At 61.6% G+C, this 18,941-nt stretch carries 20 protein-coding genes; 15 read left to right on the top strand and 5 right to left on the bottom strand.

What is annotated here, in order from left to right; all coding sequences use genetic code 11:
* Positions 1-54: 54 nt before the first annotated feature.
* Entirely contained in the window at positions 55-1,368 is a 1,314-nt protein-coding gene (locus tag ACFQ6H_RS04825) for an MFS transporter (RefSeq protein WP_317552316.1), read from the top strand.
* Positions 1,369-1,394: 26 nt separating this feature from the next.
* A complete protein-coding gene (locus ACFQ6H_RS04830) occupies positions 1,395-1,883 on the top strand; it encodes a nuclear transport factor 2 family protein (protein ID WP_378644336.1) in 489 nt (162 codons plus the stop codon).
* A 67-nt stretch (positions 1,884-1,950) separates the two neighbouring features.
* Here ACFQ6H_RS04830 and ACFQ6H_RS04835 read toward each other — a convergent pair whose 3' ends face one another.
* On the bottom strand, positions 1,951-3,591 hold the full coding sequence (locus tag ACFQ6H_RS04835; RefSeq protein ID WP_378644338.1) for an ABC-F family ATP-binding cassette domain-containing protein: 1,641 nt from the start codon (positions 3,589-3,591) through the stop codon (positions 1,951-1,953).
* 208 nt (positions 3,592-3,799) lie between these two features.
* The gene (locus ACFQ6H_RS04840) at positions 3,800-4,357 is read right to left on the bottom strand and encodes a TetR/AcrR family transcriptional regulator (protein ID WP_378644341.1); all 558 of its coding nucleotides are present in this window, start codon (positions 4,355-4,357) and stop codon (positions 3,800-3,802) included.
* Positions 4,358-4,408: 51 nt separating this feature from the next.
* Between ACFQ6H_RS04840 and ACFQ6H_RS04845 the strand changes: the two genes are divergently transcribed.
* The 8 genes from ACFQ6H_RS04845 (at position 4,409) to ACFQ6H_RS04880 (ending at position 11,928) form a co-directional block, all read left to right on the top strand.
* Complete coding sequence (locus ACFQ6H_RS04845) at positions 4,409-5,365, top strand: DMT family transporter (RefSeq protein WP_378531778.1); 957 nt, start codon at positions 4,409-4,411, stop codon at positions 5,363-5,365.
* Entirely contained in the window at positions 5,362-6,957 is a 1,596-nt protein-coding gene (locus ACFQ6H_RS04850) for an amidohydrolase (RefSeq protein ID WP_378644344.1), read from the top strand. The genes ACFQ6H_RS04845 and ACFQ6H_RS04850 overlap by 4 nt, the downstream gene beginning before the upstream one ends.
* A 773-nt stretch (positions 6,958-7,730) precedes the next feature.
* Positions 7,731-8,672, top strand: a complete 942-nt coding sequence (locus ACFQ6H_RS04855) for an Ig-like domain-containing protein (RefSeq protein ID WP_378644347.1) — start codon at positions 7,731-7,733, stop codon at positions 8,670-8,672.
* A gap of 215 nt (positions 8,673-8,887) precedes the next feature.
* Positions 8,888-9,400 carry an alternate-type signal peptide domain-containing protein gene (locus ACFQ6H_RS04860; RefSeq protein ID WP_378644350.1) on the top strand — a complete coding sequence of 171 codons (513 nt, stop codon included), beginning with the start codon at positions 8,888-8,890 and terminating at the stop codon, positions 9,398-9,400.
* 22 nt (positions 9,401-9,422) lie between these two features.
* The gene (locus ACFQ6H_RS04865; protein ID WP_378644352.1) at positions 9,423-9,968 is read left to right on the top strand and encodes a hypothetical protein; all 546 of its coding nucleotides are present in this window, start codon (positions 9,423-9,425) and stop codon (positions 9,966-9,968) included.
* The gene (locus ACFQ6H_RS04870; protein ID WP_378644354.1) at positions 9,965-10,705 is read left to right on the top strand and encodes a signal peptidase I; all 741 of its coding nucleotides are present in this window, start codon (positions 9,965-9,967) and stop codon (positions 10,703-10,705) included. The genes ACFQ6H_RS04865 and ACFQ6H_RS04870 overlap by 4 nt, the downstream gene beginning before the upstream one ends.
* 9 nt (positions 10,706-10,714) lie before the next feature.
* Positions 10,715-11,320, top strand: a complete 606-nt coding sequence (locus ACFQ6H_RS04875) for a SipW-dependent-type signal peptide-containing protein (protein ID WP_378644357.1) — start codon at positions 10,715-10,717, stop codon at positions 11,318-11,320.
* Positions 11,317-11,928, top strand: coding sequence for a signal peptidase I (locus tag ACFQ6H_RS04880; protein WP_378644359.1), 612 nt, complete (start codon positions 11,317-11,319; stop codon positions 11,926-11,928). The genes ACFQ6H_RS04875 and ACFQ6H_RS04880 overlap by 4 nt, the downstream gene beginning before the upstream one ends.
* Before the next feature lie 513 nt (positions 11,929-12,441).
* Here ACFQ6H_RS04880 and ACFQ6H_RS04885 read toward each other — a convergent pair.
* Positions 12,442-12,771 (bottom strand): hypothetical protein, encoded by a 330-nt coding sequence (locus tag ACFQ6H_RS04885; RefSeq protein ID WP_378644361.1) that lies wholly within the window; start codon positions 12,769-12,771, stop codon positions 12,442-12,444.
* On the opposite strand from ACFQ6H_RS04885, the gene ACFQ6H_RS04890 reads away from it, so the two are divergent.
* Positions 12,758-13,012, top strand: coding sequence for a hypothetical protein (locus ACFQ6H_RS04890; protein ID WP_378644363.1), 255 nt, complete (start codon positions 12,758-12,760; stop codon positions 13,010-13,012). The genes ACFQ6H_RS04885 and ACFQ6H_RS04890 overlap by 14 nt on opposite strands.
* 4 nt (positions 13,013-13,016) lie before the next feature.
* Here ACFQ6H_RS04890 and ACFQ6H_RS04895 read toward each other — a convergent pair whose 3' ends face one another.
* Entirely contained in the window at positions 13,017-13,430 is a 414-nt protein-coding gene (locus ACFQ6H_RS04895) for a limonene-1,2-epoxide hydrolase family protein (RefSeq protein ID WP_378644365.1), read from the bottom strand.
* Positions 13,427-14,668, bottom strand: coding sequence for a cytochrome P450 (locus ACFQ6H_RS04900; protein WP_378644367.1), 1,242 nt, complete (start codon positions 14,666-14,668; stop codon positions 13,427-13,429). Before ACFQ6H_RS04900 ends, ACFQ6H_RS04895 begins: the two co-directional genes overlap by 4 nt.
* A 185-nt stretch (positions 14,669-14,853) precedes the next feature.
* Here ACFQ6H_RS04900 and ACFQ6H_RS04905 point away from each other — a divergent pair, with 185 nt between their 5' ends.
* The 4 genes from ACFQ6H_RS04905 (at position 14,854) to ACFQ6H_RS04920 (ending at position 18,929) form a co-directional block, all read left to right on the top strand.
* A complete protein-coding gene (locus tag ACFQ6H_RS04905; RefSeq protein ID WP_378644369.1) occupies positions 14,854-15,405 on the top strand; it encodes a TetR/AcrR family transcriptional regulator in 552 nt (183 codons plus the stop codon).
* A gap of 122 nt (positions 15,406-15,527) precedes the next feature.
* Positions 15,528-16,676, top strand: coding sequence for a TetR/AcrR family transcriptional regulator (locus ACFQ6H_RS04910; protein WP_378644371.1), 1,149 nt, complete (start codon positions 15,528-15,530; stop codon positions 16,674-16,676).
* A gap of 58 nt (positions 16,677-16,734) precedes the next feature.
* Positions 16,735-17,862, top strand: a complete 1,128-nt coding sequence (locus ACFQ6H_RS04915) for an acyl-CoA dehydrogenase family protein (RefSeq protein WP_378644373.1) — start codon at positions 16,735-16,737, stop codon at positions 17,860-17,862.
* Positions 17,859-18,929, top strand: a complete 1,071-nt coding sequence (locus ACFQ6H_RS04920; RefSeq protein WP_378644376.1) for an acyl-CoA dehydrogenase family protein — start codon at positions 17,859-17,861, stop codon at positions 18,927-18,929. The genes ACFQ6H_RS04915 and ACFQ6H_RS04920 overlap by 4 nt, the downstream gene beginning before the upstream one ends.
* Positions 18,930-18,941 lie beyond the last annotated feature (12 nt).

Here is an 18,941-nt window from a genome sequence, read left to right on the forward strand (position 1 = left end):
GAATCCAGTCAGTATCCAATCCAGGCAGGGAACAACATGTCAGAGAATGAGACCATGGCGAGAGCCGAATCCACCGAGGGCAGCAGCGTGGCAACCGAACGACAGTCGACGACGAAGGTAATTCGCGCGGCCATCGTCGGTACCGTCGTCGAGTACTACGACTTCGGTATCTACGGGTACATGGCCACGACGATCGCCGCGCTGTTCTTCGTTTCCCATGACCCGAACGCAGCACTGCTCGGTACTTTTGCAGCATTCGCCGTGGCCTTCTTCCTACGCGTGCCAGGCGGAATCTTCTTCGGCCACATCGGCGACAAGTACGGCCGCAAGAACGCCTTGTCCTGGACCATCCTCCTGATGGTTCTTGCGACAGCAGGAATGGGATTGCTGCCGACTTACGCCACATTGGGTGTGTGGGCGACGTCCATCCTCGTTCTGGCTCGTTGCCTGCAGGGCTTCGCGGCCGGCGGTGAACTCGGCGGAGCCAACGCGTTCGTCTCCGAGTCCGCTCCCAAGCGGTGGCGTGCGACGCAGACGTCGATGGTCAACACCGGCACCTACCTGGGTTCGTTGGCAGCTTCGCTCATGGCTCTCGGCCTGACCTCGGTGTTCTCGCAAGAGCAGATCCTCGAATGGGCTTGGCGTATCCCGTTCCTGCTCAGCCTGCTGATCGGTGGTATCGGTATCTGGATCCGTAGCCAGATGGAAGACACTCCTCAGTTCGAAGAACTGCAGGACAAGGGTGAGACCAAGAAGCTTCCCATCCGGGAACTGCTCAGCACGTCCGGCGGCAGCGTCGTCAAGATCATCATGTTGGGCGCACTCATTACCGGTGGCTACTACATCGCCTCGGTGTATGCCGCGACTTACCTGCAGACCACTGGTGGTCATTCGTCACGGGTTGCGTTCCTTTCCACTTCTCTTGCACTGGTTCTCGGCGTCATCACCTTGCCAATCTCGGGATACATGGCAGACAAGTACGGGCGTCGACCGGTGCTGTTCGCCGGTAGCGCCGCCGCCGTGGTTCTCGGAATTCCGATGTTCATGATGATGGCCGGTTCCGGCATCTGGCAGGCGGTAGTCGGTCAGTCGGTGCTCTTCATCTGCGTTTCCGTTGTCAACGGTGCTTCGTACGTGACCTATGTCGAAATGTTGAAAGCATCAGTGCGGTACAGCGGTCTGGCCCTGGGTAACAACGTCACCAACATGTTCCTCGGCGGCACCGCGCCTTTCATCGCCACCTATCTCATCAGCTTGACCGGTAACTCTCTCGCTCCGGCTGGATACTTCGTCTTCTGTGCGGTGATCACCCTCGTCACGGTCTTCTTCATCAAGGAGACCAAGGGTGTTGAACTGCAGGTTGATTGATCCTCGGGTAGAACAGGAGCGTGACCGTGTCCCTCGCTGACAAGCAAGAAATCACCGAAGTCCTGTATCGCTATGCTCGGGCCGTCGATCGGAAGGATTTCGACAGCGTGGCCCTCTGCTACTTCGACGATGCGATAGACAACCACGGTGGATACATCGGAACCGTCGACGGGCTGATCGAAGACATGAAGCTCAGACACAAGACGATCGACTCGTCGATTCACTGCATTTCCAACGTATTGATCGACGTCAACGGCGATGTCGCTCAGGCCGAGTCGTACTGCTTGTGCTTCCTGCGGCAGGAGCGATCAGATACGGACGCGGTGCAGACCCTCGCGACGATCAAATGCCGTTACGTCGACAGGTTCGAAAGGCGCCATGGTGAATGGCGAATCGCGGATCGGATCGTCGTGTTCGACGAATCCCGTGAAGACGTGATCGAGAACGTCTTACCCACGGACTGGGTGACGCAACGTCGATCCTTCGACGATCCGGTCTACACCAGGACGCCTTGACCAGTAGTGCAGACGAAGGCCTTCACACACGATGTGTGTGAGGGCCTTTCTTCTGTTCAGCGCTTGGTCAGTCCACTACATCCGGCGCCGCGACCTCGGTCAAACAGCCGTCCGAGAGTCGAAGCCAGCGTTCGACCTTCGCCTCGGCCAGGAATCTCTCGTCGTGGCTGACCACCACGAACGCCCCCTGATATGCATTCAGGGCACTTTCGAGTTGAGCAACGCTCACCAAGTCGAGGTTGTTGGTCGGCTCGTCGAGAAGAAGCAGCTGCGGGGCCGGATCGGCGAAGAGAACGCACGCCAATGTAGCCCGCAGTCGTTCACCGCCCGAGAGGGCAGCGACGGGAAGATGAGCACCCGCACCCCGAAAGAGGAAGCGCGCCAGTATGTTCATGCGTTCCGGCGCCGGGAGATTCGGAGCAGACAATGCAAAGTTCTCGGCGACGGTGCGCGTGGGGTCGAGAAGGTCGAGCCTTTGCGACAGGTAGGCCACCCGACCGTCGGCTCGCTTGATCTCACCGGAAGTCGGCGCCAAGTCCCCATTGACGATTCTCAGTAACGTCGACTTTCCGACGCCGTTCGGCCCCGTCAAGGCGATACGTTCCGGCCCTCGAATGGCCAGGTCAGCCCCGGGGTCGGTGAAGATCGCGCGATCGTCGAACGCGAATTGCATTCGCTCACCGAGGAATACCGTCCGGCCGGCGGGTACGTGGGTTCTCGGGAGTTCGAGCGAAATCGTCTGATCGTCGCGAAGAGCGCGGCCGGCTTGGTCGAGTCGGTCCTTCGCCGCGTCGACCCGGGCGAGGTGTGTCTCGTTGGCCTTGCCGGACGACTCCTGAGCATTGCGCTTCATGGTCCCCGCAAAGATCTTGGGCAAGCCCGCGTTCCCGAGATTGCGGGCGGCGTTACTTGCGCGTCGCGAAGCACGTTCTCGGGCCTGCTGCAGCTCGCGCTTCTCTCGCTTGACCTCTTGCTCGGCGTTGCGGATGTTCTTCTCCGCCACTTCGCGAGCCGAGCGTGCCGCGGCTTCGTAGTCGGTGAAATTGCCACCGTAGAAGCTGATCTCGCCGCTGTGGAGTTCGGCGATGCGGTCCATACGGTCGAGTAGGCCTCGATCGTGGCTGACGACGAACAGGCAACCACTCCACTCGTCGAGAACGTCGTAAAGCCTGCGGCGCGCGTCCAGGTCGAGGTTGTTGGTGGGTTCGTCGAGGAGAAGGACATCGGGGCGTCGCAGGAGTTGCGCGGCCAGTCCGAGCGAGACGACCTGCCCGCCGCTCAGAGTGTCGAGGCGACGATCGAACGTCATGTCGGCCAAACCGAGTCGACCGAGTTGGGCTCGCGTTCGCTCCTCGATATCCCAGTCGGACCCGATTGTGGTGAAGTGTTCTTCTCGTGTGTCTCCGGATTCGACAGCGTCCAACGCAGCGAGCGTTGGAGCGATGCCCAAGACCTCGGCAACGGTCAGATCGCCCGTCAGTGGCAGGTCCTGCGGAAGGTATCCGAGAACCCCGTCGACAGACACACTTCCCGAGCGCGGGTGCAGTTGACCGGCGATCAGTCTGAGCAAAGTGCTTTTCCCGACGCCGTTCTGGGCAACCAGTCCGGTTCGGCCACCGGGCACAGTGAAGGACAGTTCGTCGAAGACCGGAGTATCGTCCGGCCAGGCAAATGACAGATTCGAGCAAACGATATAGGTATCGGGCATGAATAGACCTCAGGTGTTGTGCGGGCGCGGCAACGCTGCTCCGCGAAGAGTCGGGTGAGTGAACGACAACATGGCCACGACGGCAGCGCTCCGAGGCGTCTGCCGGTGGCCGTCATGCCCGGTTTTATCCGGAGATGTCGAGTTCACCAACCATGTCTGATCCTTTTTGGTCTGTGTCGTTTAATCCGACGATAACAGGAGCCGGTATTTACATACGAGCAATACCGGCGCAGAGAAGTTCGACCAGTCGTCGATACACCCGATCCGGGTCGGTGCCGGCCGGTTGTCCCTCTACCGATTCGAGGATGCAGAAGCCGTGCAGCGCGCTGCGAAGAGACCACGCCGCCTGCTCCGAATCATCCGGGCTCAGACCGTATCCCGCGATCACCTTGTTGATGACTTCGACCACCTCGCCGACGGCGGAGACCAGATCGGGATGCGGAGCGGTGGGGTAGCGATCGGTGATGGCGTAGAGGCCGGGGTGCGCTCGGACGAAGGCGCGCCATGCGTCGGCAAGCGCCATGACGGCGTCGTCGCGAGAGAGGCCGACCGCGGCGGCGCGCAATTGTTCGGCGAGGAGGTTGCGTGCGAGGAGGCTGAGTTGATGTTGGACGTCGTCGACCCCGTCGACGTGTTTGTAGAGGGCTGACTGCCGGACGTCGAGGGTCTCGGCGAGTTGACTCAGTACCAGAGCGTCGGCGCCTTTGCTGTCGACCAGGTCGGCTGCGGCCGCGATCACGCGTTCACGGGTAACCGGAGTTCTCATGTACGCATCTTCCCTGTATGACAGGCCTCGCGCTGGTGATACATTATCACCATGAGTGATGATGTATTGCCGGGCGCGTTGTCCGGCGACCACCTGCGCCGTCGTGACCTGCGCGTAGTCGTGACCGGTGCATGCATCCTCGGGTTGACCTCGGTGCTCTACGAACTCTCCGGGGTGTCGCCGTCGACGGGTGCGTTCTTTCGGTGCCTCTATGCGCTCGTCCCGCTCGGCGTACTCGTGCTCGTCCAGCGCCGCCGGTCACCCCGGCCGTCTTCGGGGCCCTGGATTGTGAAGTCTTCACTTGCCGGCGCTTTCCTCGGAATCGATCTGGTGCTCTGGCACGAGTCGATTCATTCGATCGGGGCAGGTCTTTCGACGGTGATCCTGAACCTGCAGGTGCTGTTCGTCGCAATCCTCGGCTACGTTGTTCTGCGCCAACGGATCGGCCGGGAATTGGTCGCGAGCCTTCCGTTGCTCTTCGTCGGAGTTGCTCTGGTGGCCGGGACGAGCACCACGCTCACGGGATCGAATCCTGCTGTCGGAGTGTCGTTCGCCATGGTCGCGGCGGGTGCCTACGCGGTCTACATCTTCCTCATGGGTCTGGCCACTCGGGCGGCGGGCAGAACGGCTCTGCCGATGTTCGTCTCGACCGGAGCCACTGCCCTCACGGCAGGTGTCTACGGCCTCGTGAGTGGAACTTTGGATCTGACGCCTTCGCTCGTAGCTCAAGGCTGGCTTGTGCTGCTCGCGTTGGTGTCTCAGGTAATCGGGTGGCTGCTGGTGGCCAGCGCCAGTCAGCGTCTGCCTGCCAGTGCCGTCGCCGCCAGCCTCGTGTTGCAATCGGCGTCGGCCCTGTTGTTCGGTGCGGTGTTGCTTGCGCAGACCCCGACACTCGTCCAACTCGCGGGTGCCGGAATGATTCTCGCCGGAGTGGTTGTCGCGACGCGGACACCCCCGAAGAAGTCCTCGACGACTGTTGTCGGAAAACGAATGGAGACAAGCGTATGACCACGGCGGCTGACCGCATCTACATCAACGGCGATATCAGGCCCATGGACAGTACGGTCGGCGACAACCCGACCGCCATTGCTGTAAAGGGCGGCAGATTCGTCGCCCTCGGAACTGATGCCGAGATCTCGGCGTTGTCCGATCACGACACCGCTGTCGTCGATCTTGCCGGAGCGGTGGTTGTTCCAGGGTTCATCGAGACGCACCTTCATCCGATGATGTGGGGTTTGATGCTCGGTGGTGTCGACGCAACGACGGGTGCGTGCCCCACCATCGAGAAGTTGATTGCGGCGTTGGCTGCGCGGGCCGCGATCACACCAGTCGGCGAGCCCATCGAAGCCTGGGGCTTCGACGACAGCCTCGTGGCGGACGATCGCGGCCTGACCGCGGCTGATCTCGACAGGGCTTCCGCCGAGCATCCGATTCTGGTGCGGCACTTGTCTGCTCACGGGATCTATGTCAACTCGATCGCACTGGAGAAGGCCGGGATCGATTCGACCACGGTCGATCCGGAGGGTGGTGTCATCGTCCGGGACAGGGACGGTGTACCCACCGGTGAGCTGTGTGAGATTCCGGCAATGTCGCTCGTACACGGCCTGGTTCCGGAAATGAATCCGGATGCATCCAAGACTGCGATGCTGCGGGCGCAGGAAGTCATGGCTTCGGTGGGCGTGACGAGTTTCCACGACATGTACGTCACGGCCGGGATGTACCAGGCGTACCGGCAACTCGATACCGATGGTGACCTGCGTCTGCGTGCGCGCCTCTATCTTGGGCACGGGGTGCACGATCAGTTGGGTGAGCTCGCCGATCCGAGCGACCGAATCCGTGTGGGTGGCGTCAAGCTCATTTCGGACGGGTCGATTCAGTTGCACACTGCTGCTCTGAGCGAGCCTTATCACGATCTGGATGGATGTCATTGCGGCGGAATGGCGATCCCGGCAGGTGCACTCGGGTCACTCGTCGAGGAGCATCACGTTGCCGGTCGGCAGGTTGCTATCCACACCAACGGTGATCAAGCCATCGATTTTGCATTGGACGCAATTGCTGCGGCGCGGGCGGCGCACCCGGACATCGAAGTCTCACATCGACTCGAGCACGTTCAGACCTTGCGGGAAGATCAGATCGCGCGAATGGTCGAACTCGGGGTGGTGGCGTCGATCTTCGTGAACCACGTCTACTACTGGGGCGACCGGCATCGCGATCGTTTTCTCGGACCGGGTCGCGGCGAACGGATCAGTCCCGTGGCGTCGGTGGTGGCGGCCGGTCTTGCTTACGCGCTGCATTGCGACTGCCCCGTCACTCCGGTGAACCCGCTCTTCACCATGAACACAGCCGTACATCGCGTGACGCGAGAAGGTCATGTTCTGGGTGCAGATCAACGGGTTTCCGCGTCCGATGCGTTGGCCGGCTACACGAGTGCCGCCGCTCGTCTCACCGGTGAGTCATCGGACAAAGGTCGGATAGCGGTGGGACTTTTGGCGGATTTTGTTGTGCTCGACGGAGATCCGTTGCACAGCGCTTCGATGGATTTGAATGAATTGTCGGTCCTGCGCACGGTTGTCGGCGGTGAGACCGTCTTCGAGGCATAGTCGCACACTTTATTTTACTTTGCATTTGGGTGTCGGTAGTCAACTCCTTACCGGCGCCGGTGACTATCGGTGTACGTGGGCCGGGAAGCGAATTTGCTTCCCGGCCTACTGCTTTGGGCCCGGCGGGCGTGTTCGCGATTCGATGATGCGAAAAGCTGTTGGTGGAGTGTTGATTTCGCCAGCGCTCGCGTTGTCATAGCCGGCCGATCCGGGACCCTGCAGCGATTGATCGCGCCCTTCCTCGGCCGCACATGTGAAACCGATGTGACTCCTCGTCGAATGCGTTTATTCCTTCTGTTTGCTCGAGGGTCGCTGTCATCTGTGTGCAAGCGTGTGAGGATGCTCGGGCGAGCCTGGAGTATGTAGAACGTGTTCTCGTTGACAATCGAACGAATCGTCCTTTCGGTCGCAGGTGCTATTTTGCACACTAGTTGCGATGCACAGCTAACTAGTTCAAACAGCACTGGTCAGAGTGCAATATTCACGCTTTGTGGGTTCCGGAATCCCTTCTGAACGTTTGACCAGTAAAACCACCACAAAAGCTGATACGTGTGATAAAAATTGATTTCGAAGCGGAACAGTAGCTACGTATGAGCGAGGGCATACACAGCATCTCGGTTCGGCTTGCAAGCTTTCTGCAACATGTTCGGCGCTTTGTAGTTCGGCACTTTTGATGTTCGGCATTTTGACGTTCGGCACCGATGACGGATGTACCTGGATCCGTCATCTCTTCACCCATACCCGGCAACGGGACAGATGAAATGAGTCTTCACATGCCTCGATTTTTCCCGGTCGGGGGCGGACACGAATCCCGTCTCCCCCGGCGCGCCACTGCTGTGTTGGCGGCGCTGCCGGCTGCACTGCTCCTCGCGACCTCGGGTGCGTTGCTCGCACCAGGTATCGCCTCGGCCGCCCCGGGCGACGACATCACGGACCAGTGCCTGGAGATGTCCCAGGACGGTGGACCCTGGGTGAAGCCAGCGGCCTTCGATCCCAGTGGAACCGACTACATCCCGATCCCCGGTGACGAGGGCACGCAGTTGGCCTTCAACGTTCGTAATGTCTGCGACCTGCCCGCCACCCTCACTCTTTTCAGTGAGAGCTGGTCCGTCTCGGGCGGCGGCACTGCGACAGTGCGGGGCAAGCTCGACGGCCAGGTCGGCCAGCAGTTCGTCATCGGGCCGAATGCGGATTCGTCGACTCGGATCGAGCTGGTGAAAACGCCTCTCGCACAGAACGCCAACGTGATGGCCGGTTTCATGATCGGCATCCCTGCCGGCGAAGTTTTGCAGGGATACGAGATCAACCCCGGCTGGGGTCTCGTCCTGGTGGAGGGCGAGCCCGCCGTGGTTGCTCCCAGTGCGCCGACCGGTTTGACTCTGGGTTCGGCCGAGGTAGAGGCGGGCACACCCGTCAAGGTCTCCGGCAAGGCAGAGCCGAACAGTACCGTCACCGTGACCGGAGGCGGCGCCACCTGCACAGCCACCGCGGATACGAGCGGGAACTTCAGCTGCAATCTGACGATCACCACGCCCGGCAGTCATCCGATTACCGCCACGGCGACAAATGCGGGTGGGACCAGCCCCGCCTCCACGGCGGTCACGGTCAAGGTCACAGCGAAAACCACCGATCCGGGTGGCAGCAGCAGCGGTTCGCTCGGCAGTAGCACCGGTTCGCTCGGAAGCCTGGACCTGTTCGGAAGCCTGGGCGGATAGCCCTCCGGCCCACGCGGCCACTTAGACCTCGCGATGCGCGGGGCGATCTCGAATATCTCCGCGCATCGCCAGCCTTCTCGGCCACCGAATTCATTCGGCGGCTTCGATTCCCATGCCCCTTCCAGGGCTGTTTCACCGGAGTGCACATCCGCACGGCCCGGGCTCAACCAAGCGCGTCGGATGTCCCGCCGCGAACTGCACAGGAGGAATACCAGATGAACAAGACCACAAAGGGCGCAATCGCCGCTGGTGCGGCTGCCGTTCTGCTCGCCGGCGGTGCCGGAACCATGGCCGCGTGGAACGCGTCCACCAACACCACGGGCGCCGGCACGGTCACCGCAGGATCGATGGCAGTTTCCGAGACCACTGCTGGCACCTGGAAGTGGGTCGGCGGCAGCAAGGACGGACAGGCGTTTGCGCCCACCGACAAGCTGGTCCCGGGCGACAAGGTCGCTTACACCTCGGTGTACCAGGTGACCCTGAACGGCACCAACCTGAAGGCCACCCTCACTCCCACCCTCGGCAACCTGACCGGCTCGCTGAAGGACGCGAATCTGCTCACCGTGAGCCCGTCGAGCACCAACGTCTCGCCGATTACCGCGTCCGGCCCCATCTCGTTCACCACCGAGGTGGAGTTCAAGGCGGATACCACCGGTCAGGTCGGCGCCGCCGGCACCGCCACCATCGGTGCCGGAACGATCCTCCTCGAGCAGACGCTCACCCCTTAATTCGAGACCAGAAGAAGGTCACGTGAAGACCCAATACAAATGGGCGATCGCAGCGTCGTCGGTTCTGCTCATCGGGTTCGTCTCGGTGCAGCAGACCGGCGCGCTGTGGCGCGATACCGCAGAATCGACCGGCGGCACTATCCAGGCGGGCATGCTCGATATCTCTGCCGGTGGCGAAGGGGTCAAGCAGTTCAACCTCGATGGGTTCAAGTTGGACAACAAGGGCCCGGGCGACAGCATTCAGATGCCTCTGCCGGTGATCAACTCCGGCAACGTGCAGATGAGCTACGTGCTTTCCGACGTGGTTCTCAATGGCGCCACCCCGCCGCCGCTCACCCTGCGGGTGGCCAAGGTGGCCAACGAGGCAGCATGCACCGCAACCGGTGATGTGGGTGCAGAGCTCTACAACGGGTCCATGGACGGCGCCGGCTTTGCTCAGGCCCAGCTTGTGCCGGCCGGTCAGGTGCAGGTGCTGTGCCTGCGGGCCACGTTAGGCCAGGGCGCGGCAGCGAGCCAACAGTCCAACGCGACGTTCACTTTCGACGCAAGCTCGGTGAGTCAGTCATGACCGTCACCGCGAGAAGCCAGCGCGCGGGCGATCGTGCCGAGTACCAACCCCGGCACAGCGCACACGTGGAAAAGTCTGAGCGGCAACATGATCCCGAACAAGGTGGAGACGACAAGACCACCCTCTGGTGGTGGACGCGCACCATCGTCTCGTGGGTGCTGTTGCTGCTGATGGTCGGACTTCTCGCGGTGATGGTCGTCATCCCTCGACTCACCGGCTCGACCGCGTACACGGTGCTCACCGGTTCAATGGAACCGACCATGCCTCCCGGCACGCTCATCGTGGTCAAGCCGACACCCAACGAGGATCTGACCACCGGGGACGTGATCACGTTCCAGCCTGTCTCCGGCGATCCCGCCGTGGTTACCCACCGCATCGAGGGCATCTACTACACCGGTGAAGGTGAGCGTCGCATCCATACTCGCGGCGACAACAACCCCATCGCCGACTCGTGGTCGTTGGTACCCGAGCAGATCCGTGGCCGGGTCATTTATTCGGTTCCGTATCTGGGCCGGGTGAACTCGGTGATCAACGGGCAATCGCGGTCGATTCTCACTACAGGCGTGGCTGCGGGCCTGGCTGTATATGCCGTGTGGATGATCGTCAGCGGCATCCGCGACAAGCGGGGCAAAGCCGATGACGACGAAAGCGGCACCGACTCGACTCCTTCCGGCCCGGAGTTCGGCGCGCCAGTATTGCCCGCCGACCCATCGGCACCAACCTCCGAATCGAAATAGGACAGCAGAATGTCTACAGAACAGAAATCGGGCGGCGACGCGCGTCTCGGGGCGCGGATGCGAAGCCGTCTGGGCGAGACCGGTTGGATACGAACCCGGGCCGTGCTCTCACTGGGTATGGTCCTGGGCCTCGGAGCGGTCGGCACGATGGCGGCGTGGTCCGACAGCGCTACCGCGACCACAGGAATGTTCAGTACTTCGTCGGTCCAGCTGAAAATCGACAATCAGCGGCCTGCCCACCAGTTCACCGAACTCAAGCGCAACAGCATGTTGCCAGGCCAGAGTGAGGCCGGGGCGTTGACGGTACAGAACACCGGAACGGCCGACTTTCAGTGGGCCGTATCCGCCGCTGCCACGGGATCATCCGCGCTGATCGGCAAGCTCAAGGTGTCCCTCCACCAAACTGGCGCCAATGACGGCAGCACCTGTTCGGGACCGATCATCGGCACGCAGCAGGCCTTCTCCGGCAACCCGACGCTCGTCTCGGGCAGGTCACTCGCAGCTGGTGTGTCCGAGCAGGTGTGCGTAAAGGTCACCGTCGATGCCACCGCGGGTCAGACCGAGCAATTCAAGATCGCCGACCTCGGCTTCAACTTCACCGCAACGGGGCAGTGATCATCGAGATGGACAGCACCGATGAGGAGGTGACCGTGGGACGCAATCGTGGCAAGGAAATTGCCTTGAATGTGGCTGCGGTCGCCGGGCTCATCTGCATCATCGCTACTCTCGCGTCCCTGATATTCGGGATCAAGCCGTTGGTGTTTCGCTCGGGTTCGATGGAACCGGCGATCTCCACCGGTGCGCTGGCGCTGGCGAAGACGGTGCCTGCAACTGAACTCTCAGTCGGCGACGTGATCAGTGTCGACAACGACCAAGGCGTTCGCATCACCCACCGCGTGGTCGAACTCGAAGCGGCCGGCGCGGACACCGTGCTCGCCACGCTCAAGGGCGATGCCAACAATGTGGCTGATCGACTGCCCTACACCATCACCGAGGCAGACCGCGTGTTCGCCAGCGTTGGCGGGCTCGGCTACGTCGTTGCTTGGCTTTCCAGCCCGCTCGCAACTTTCCTCGGCGGCGGATTGGTAGGCGCGGTGCTGGTCATCGCATTTGGACGAACTAAAGACCGGCGTCTGGAGAATGCCCGCGCCGCCACTACAAATGACGCCCGCGTCGATGCTGACGAAACCTGCGGGGAGCTTCAGGAGGCTCATAATGATTGAAATGCGACGGGCTAGCACCCGCATGAAGTCGCTGCGGTCGTTGATCGCCGTCGGCGGCGCTGCTGCAATGGCTTTCGGTCTGGCTCAGGCCACTGGGACATTGGCCAATCCAACTGACGTGGTCAATTCGACTGGCGCACAGGTGGCGACGGGCAACTTCTATCCGACGCCTTTGACCTCGACTGTGAACTGCTCGACATCGGGAGGATTAGATCTACTGGGGCGTAGAGCAAACCTGAGCTGGCCCGCGGTTCCAGGTGTCACGGGATACAAAGTGGTATTCGTCAGGAAATCCGACCCGAGCTACATCGTTCGAACGGATAATCTGTCGGCGAGTCAAACGTCGATCAGTGGAATTACCCATGGCAGTCGCAATGTGATGTGGGCGCGGGTGTACACCGTGAACGGATCGGCGATCTCATCTGGTTTCAGGTCCTCTGTCGAGATAACCCACAAGGACCTCACTTCCAACAGGACCGAATGTCAGGGCGACACTGGTCCGTCGTTGGCGAATCAACCGTGGGAGAACGTCTCCACCTGGGATCCGAGCACCCCGGCGCCGAATGGAGGGAATCCCCTGAGCAGGATGCAGGCCGAAGCGATGGTTGCGACCGAGCCGGATGCTGTCGAGTCGGATTCGAGCACCTCGCAAGCTCCGTCGACGAGCGAGACCGCCTCTCCGGCAACGTCTACCGAGTCGACCAGCACCACCGAGGCCCCGACCGCCACGACGACGCCGGACACGACAACCCCGGCACCGACCACGCCGGGAACCACATCGCCGGGAACCACATCGCCGGAGACTTCTCCGACGGCAGATCCGAAGCCGGTGCTTACTGACACAGTCGAGAATGGTGATCTCACCGGAGGCTGGACCGCAGGCGGGAACAAGGTCGCGGTCGTCGACGCTGACGGTAACGAACTTGCAAGCGGCCGTGTCGAATCGGGCTCAAACCTGCACTGGTACAACGACGAGCTGTGGATTGTCGGGGCAACCGAGGTCTACCGCATCATGAAATCGCCGCAGGACGGCGCGTGGAAGTTCTACAAGGACAGTGGGCAGAACATGCCTGACTTCGGGTAGCGGCTCATTGCTCGACCTCTCGACTGTGCCCCCGAGTCTCCGGACCCGGGGGCACGGCCAACAGTTTGTTGATCGGTGCGAGATCGAAATAGTCACGCCAGGCCACAATTTTAGAGTCCGCGATCTCGAAGATTCCCATGACCGGCAGGACCACGTGTTTGTCGCCGAGGTCGAATCGGTCGGTCCGTTCGTTGAGTACAGTCGCACCGTTGGCGGACTGGTGATGAATCGTGAATTCGATCCCACCGAAGGCGGAGATGAAGCCTTCGAGGAAATTCAGGATTTCGGTGCGTCCGACGATCGGCGCCATCGGAATATTATGGTAGACAGCATCTTCACTGAAGTACGACGCGATTGTCTCGGCACTACCGAGCTTCCACTCGGCGCAGAAGGCAGTGACCAGTTCTTCGGGGCTCATGGTGTGACCTCTCGACAGGGTGAGACGTTCAGGTGCAAACTTTGATGGCGGCGCACGAACATGCTCGGGACCCAACGTGGTGGGGATTCGGAATCGATTGTGACGTGCGAACTGTTTTCGAGAAGGACTGCGATCGCGGTCTTTGCTTCCAGACGAGCCAACGCCGCCCCGACACAGAAATGCGCTCCTTTGCCGAAGGCGAAATGCGCTCGGGGATTGACCCTGTCGAGATTCATGACCTGTGGTTCGGTGAATGACTCAGGGTCGCGGTTCGCCGAGCCCCACAGCAGTATGAGATGACTGCCGGCAGGTAGCGGCACGCCGCCGAGTGTTGTGTCTGCGTTGACATGTCGGTGATGTCCGCGAAAGGGTGACTCGAGCCTGAGTGTTTCTTCCAGGAACGCGCCCACGAGTAGAGGGTCCTCGCGCAGTTGCGTCTGTATCGCGGGGCGCTCGGCGAGTAGCCGTGCAGAGTTCGCGATCAACCCGGCGGTCGATTCGCCACCTGCGCCGACGAGTTGCACCAGCATCAGCACGGCCACGTCCTCGCTGAGTTCGCCTGCGTCACAGCAACGGACGAGATCTCCGAGTAGATCATCGACCGGGTTGTTCCGCGCCTGACGAAACTTGCCGTACAGATACCCGGTGAGTTCCGCCGCCGAGGCGACGACGCCTGTCAACCGTTCTGCGGTCACGATGCCGCTGAGAAGTTCGGTGCTGTCGTACGACCACGCCAGCAATTGGGGGACGTCGTGTGCCGGCAGGCCGATCAGCGTGGCAACCATCTGCAGCGGCAGCGCGTCCGCTACCGACGTGACCCATTCGATCCGTCGACCGTCGAAGCCGTTGTCCCACAACTGCTGCGTGTACTCGGTCATCGCCGGCTCGAGTGCTCGTATACGTTTGGCGACCAGTGTCGGCAAGACAAGTTTGCGCTGGTGCTGATGGTCAGGGTCATCAGCAGTGGCGAGAACGTGAACAGCCTTCCCGCCGCCGTTCATGTCGAATGTCACGGCCGAACCGTCCGGTGTCCGAACCAGTACGCCGGTGAGGTTGGAGGAGAAGTCATCGGTACGGGAAACGGCTTCGGTGACCAATTCCCACGTCGACACCAGATAGAAGTCGGTATCAGGAATTCGGTACACGGGGTGCTCGCGCCGGAGTACGTAGTAGAGCGGGTAAGGGTCGTCGATGTTCGGCGGCAGGAAAGGGTTGATGTCGAGCGTCGATGGTGTCACGAAGGGAAGATTTCACGGCCAGGAAGGAGAAGTCAACAGGTGGAAAAGGCCTCTGAACTGGGACTTTGTAAGAATCTCACGCATGTTGGGCCTTCCGGGCTTCACCCAGGTCAGGGGCTCGCAGTCTTCCCCAGCACAGAGATTTTTGATTGAATCTGTCTCAAAGTGAGACGAGGTGACGGAGAGTGACCGGTGCGAACGAGCGTCGCGCCGCCGACTGGTTGGCCGGCGGTAACCGCAGTGAACTCGCAACCGAGCGCATCTTCGCGGCTGCGGCAGAGCTGATTCGAGAACAGGGATTCGATCGGTTCAATGCCGACGACGTCGCTGCCCGCGCAGGCTGTTCGCGGGCAACGCTCTACCGCCACGTAGGTGGCAAGTCCGCGATCCGCGAGGGGTTGTTGTCACGAGGCGCGGCATCCGTGGCGAGCCAGGTTGCCACTGCGGTCGAATCACTGCGCGGCGACGAGCGGATCGTAGAGTCGATCCTCGTCGCCGTCGACGCGATCAGATCCGACGCTGCGATGAGCCACGGCCTTGCGGCGGCGCGGGCCAACGGAATCGACGAGTATCTCGTGTCCTCACCACTGCTGCCGCGTACTGCGCTGGAACTTGCAGGATTGGATCCTGAAGGGAATGAGTCGCAGTGGGTGGTTCGGATCGTGTTGATGCTGTTGGCGTGGCCTCTTGCAGACACGGCCGCCGAACGACGAATGGTCGAGTCGTTCGTCAGCTGAAGAGAAGGACTCCACGTTCGTGAGAAGTGCAACGGGTCGGTCGCTGGTGCAGAGTGTTCGTGCATTCGTTCATCGGCTCGGTACCCTGAAGTCTGTCTGCTGCCGCGAAGGAGAAAGTCACGATGGTCGTACGCAGACCCCGCGACCGTAAGCAGCAGATTCTTACAGCTGCAGGTGAGCTTTTCCGTGAGCACGGATATCACAACGTGTCCGTCGCACAAGTGGCTGCGGCAGTGGGAATCACGGCGCCTGCGCTCTATCGGCACTTCAAGAACAAGCCGGATCTCCTCTACGCTGCGGTCAACGCCGGCATCGAATCGCTCTACGATCGGGTCGCGGGGTCCGAAGATCTGAAATCGCTGATCACCGAACTTGCGGCATCGGTGTCCAGACGTAGGGGTCTGTCACTTCTGTGGCAGCGAGAGGCACGTTACCTGCCTGACGAGCAGCGTGAGGAACTGCGTTCGACTCTCAAGAGCGTTGCCTCACGCGATGCGGCACTGATCCGAACTGAACGCCCCGACCTCGACCAGGAAGACAGCTATCTGCTCGCCTGGGCTGTCATCGCAGTCTTCAACAGTGTGTCTTCGCGCCGAGTCTCCTTGCCGAGGCGTCAAATGGAACTGTTGCTTGCCGAATTGGCGGACCGCGCTGCATACACGGAGTTGGGTCGTTCGGAAGTGAAAGTCGCGGGAGCAACGGGTCATCTTCTGGTTGTGATGCCCAGACGTGAACTCTTGTTGACCGAAGCGATTCGGTTGTTCGACGAGCGCGGATATCAGGCAGTCAACACCGAGGACATCGGCGAGGCTGCAGGAACAACAGGACCGAACGTGTACAACCACTTCGATGCCAAGATCGACCTACTGACCGCGGCGGTCTCGAGAGGCGGCGAGCGGCGACGGCTCGGCGTTGCCCAGGCGCGCGGCACCGCAACCGGGCCGGAGGACGCGCTGTCCGGATTGCTTGTCGCACATATCGATTTCGCGATCAACGAGCGTCATTTGATCGGGTTGTTGATCAGCGAACTCGACCAACTACCGGACAAGTTCCGCCGCACGTGTGAACAGAACCAACGTGAGTACGTCGCGCTATGGGTCAAGATGCTCGAAGAAGTCCGTCCGGGCCTCGAGTCCGCCACCGCCAGGATCACCGTCAATGCCACTTTGACAGTTGTGGAGAACGCCGTCCGAATCGGCCGGCTTCGCCGTCGCGACGACCTGTCGGACAGACTCTTCGAGATCGGCTGCGCCCTGCTGCTGGGCGCATGAAAAATTCGGGTAAGCGCCACGGGCGGCAGATCGACTCACGAAACTGATCGGAGACGTCATGCGTTTCGACGCAACAGAACTGGCGATCGAGGAACTCGATCTTCAGGCAGAAGTACGGGAGTACCTCGACCAGCGACTCACCCCCGGTACCTACCCGCTCGGGCTCGGGATGTCCGGGGCGGTGGATCCGGTGTTCTCGCGAGATCTGGGTAGACGTGGGTGGCTCGGCATGTCGCTGCCGAAGGAATACGGCGGGGGCGGACGGTCAGCAGTGGATCGATTGGTCGTCGTGGAAGAACTTCTCGCGCGGGGAGCGCCGGTCGGTTATCACTGGATCGGAGACAGACAGTCGGGTCCGAGCATCGCCGCCAACGGCACAGAAGAACAGAAGCGGTACTTCCTTCCCGGTATCGCGAGCGGTGAGTTCTCGTTCTCGATCGGGATGAGTGAGCCCGACGCTGGTTCGGACCTGGCATCGGTACGCACTCGCGCCGAACGTGTCGATGGTGGCTGGAAAGTCAACGGCACCAAGATCTGGACTACGGGCGCCTTCCACGCCACACACATACTCGCCCTGCTTCGAACTTCGGCAGACAAGCACAACGGACTCACTCAGCTGATCGTCGATCGCGACAGCGAGGGCCTGACCGTCTCACCCATTCCGTTCATCGACGGAAGTGAGGACTTCTGCGAGGTGTCGTTCCAGGACGTTTTCGTGCCGGACTCGCGTCGCCTGGGAGACGTCGGAGCGGGCTGGGGACAAAACACCGGTGAACTCGCACTCGAGCGAGGTGGCGTCGACCGTTGGATGTCACTGATGCCGGTCCTCGAGAACTGGGCGGCCAACCAAGCAGCGCAAGGCGGTCCCGCTGCCCTCGCCGATCTGGGCTCGATTGCCGCACGCTGCTGGGCTTTTCGCGGGATGTCGCTGTCCATTGCACGGATGGTCGACGCCGGTCGCTCGCCGGTCACGGAGGCCGCGCTGATCAAGGAGATGGCAACACGCTTCGAACAGGACTGTGTTGCGACCGTCGCGCGGCATCTCGGCCGGGCTCCAGACCTTGCGTCCGACGATCCGTACGAATCACTGCTCGCCCGGGCCGTGCTGGTGGCGCCGTCGTGGTCGATTCGCGGCGGTACCAACGAAATTCTCCGCACCGTGATCGTGAAAGGGTTGGACCGATGAATTCGGGGTCACAGATCAACGCGTACACATTCGACGCCGACCTCGAAGCGATGGTCGAGCAATTTTTCGCCGAGAAGTCCGGCACCGAGGTGGTAGCGCAGGCGGAGATCGGCGGTCTGCCCACCGGATTATGGGACGCGGCAGTGGAACTGGGGCTGCCACTGGTCGGTCTTCCCGAATCTGCAGGTGGTTCCGGTGGCTCGCTCCTCGACGCCGTGACTGTGCAGCGCGCTGCCGCGAGGCACGCTGCGCCGTTGCCCCTCGCCGAGACGTACCTTGCCGGCAGACTGGCAGCAGCGGCCGGGCTACCGGTGCCCTCCGGAATCGCAACCGTGGCCCCGAGATCGCAGCGCGACGATGCGCGTCGGACCAGCGACGGCCTGGTATCGGGAACCTTTCACGATGTGCCGTGGGGGAGCGCCGCGTCCGTGCTGGCGGCAGTTCTCTGTGATCGAGTTGTACTCCTGAACATCTCCGACGCAGTGATCGGTTCCGGGGCGGATTTTGCGGGGCAACCGCGTCAGAGTCTGACGTTCTCCGAAGCGCGGACCGACGACGGTGACAACCCGGTCGATCCCCGGATTCTCGGTAGACTCGGCGCCTTCCTCCGTTCGGTGCAGATGGCGGGAGCCATGGAGGCGGTGTCGACGTTGACCCGGCGCTACGTGGCGGAGCGGGTGCAGTTCGGAAGGCCGATCGCGCAATTCCAAGCCGTCCAGCAGCATATCGTCACCCTTGCTCAGATGGCATCGATGTCGACGCTGGCCGTGGATCGCACTGCGCTTGCGCTCACCGGTCGCGACGCCGACTTCGAAGTGTTTGCAACCAAATTGGTGGTTTCGCAAAATGCGCTCGCGAGCGTGCGCGCGGCCCACCAGGCGCACGGTGCGATCGGCATGACTCGCGAATACCGCTTGCAACAACTCACCCGTCGACTGCATGCCTGGCGATCGGAGTTCGGCGACGAAATCGCGCTTGCTGCCGAACTCGGAACGGCCGTCGCGGCGGCGGCCTCCCTGCCCCGCTTGATCACCAACCCGCACAGGACATTTCAGCTGAAGCCCTGACCGTCGTCGATG

Source organism: Rhodococcus sp. NPDC056506, assembly GCF_042794945.1.
Lineage (GTDB): Bacteria > Actinomycetota > Actinomycetes > Mycobacteriales > Mycobacteriaceae > Rhodococcus_F.

Excerpts from the sequence above, each read along its gene's own strand:
- ACFQ6H_RS04850 (WP_378644344.1), top strand. The coding sequence starts at position 5,362 with ATGACCACGGCGGCTGACCGCATCTACATCAACGGCGATATCAGGCCC.
- ACFQ6H_RS04855 (WP_378644347.1), top strand. The coding sequence starts at position 7,731 with ATGCCTCGATTTTTCCCGGTCGGGGGCGGACACGAATCCCGTCTCCCC.
- ACFQ6H_RS04835 (WP_378644338.1), bottom strand. The coding sequence starts at position 3,591 with ATGCCCGATACCTATATCGTTTGCTCGAATCTGTCATTTGCCTGGCCG.
- ACFQ6H_RS04875 (WP_378644357.1), top strand. The coding sequence starts at position 10,715 with ATGTCTACAGAACAGAAATCGGGCGGCGACGCGCGTCTCGGGGCGCGG.
- ACFQ6H_RS04825 (WP_317552316.1), top strand. The coding sequence starts at position 55 with ATGGCGAGAGCCGAATCCACCGAGGGCAGCAGCGTGGCAACCGAACGA.
- ACFQ6H_RS04895 (WP_378644365.1), bottom strand. The coding sequence starts at position 13,430 with ATGAGCCCCGAAGAACTGGTCACTGCCTTCTGCGCCGAGTGGAAGCTC.
- ACFQ6H_RS04860 (WP_378644350.1), top strand. The coding sequence starts at position 8,888 with ATGAACAAGACCACAAAGGGCGCAATCGCCGCTGGTGCGGCTGCCGTT.
- ACFQ6H_RS04840 (WP_378644341.1), bottom strand. The coding sequence starts at position 4,357 with ATGAGAACTCCGGTTACCCGTGAACGCGTGATCGCGGCCGCAGCCGAC.
- ACFQ6H_RS04845 (WP_378531778.1), top strand. The coding sequence starts at position 4,409 with ATGAGTGATGATGTATTGCCGGGCGCGTTGTCCGGCGACCACCTGCGC.
- ACFQ6H_RS04920 (WP_378644376.1), top strand. The coding sequence starts at position 17,859 with ATGAATTCGGGGTCACAGATCAACGCGTACACATTCGACGCCGACCTC.
- ACFQ6H_RS04915 (WP_378644373.1), top strand. The coding sequence starts at position 16,735 with ATGCGTTTCGACGCAACAGAACTGGCGATCGAGGAACTCGATCTTCAG.
- ACFQ6H_RS04910 (WP_378644371.1), top strand. The coding sequence starts at position 15,528 with ATGGTCGTACGCAGACCCCGCGACCGTAAGCAGCAGATTCTTACAGCT.
- ACFQ6H_RS04870 (WP_378644354.1), top strand. The coding sequence starts at position 9,965 with ATGACCGTCACCGCGAGAAGCCAGCGCGCGGGCGATCGTGCCGAGTAC.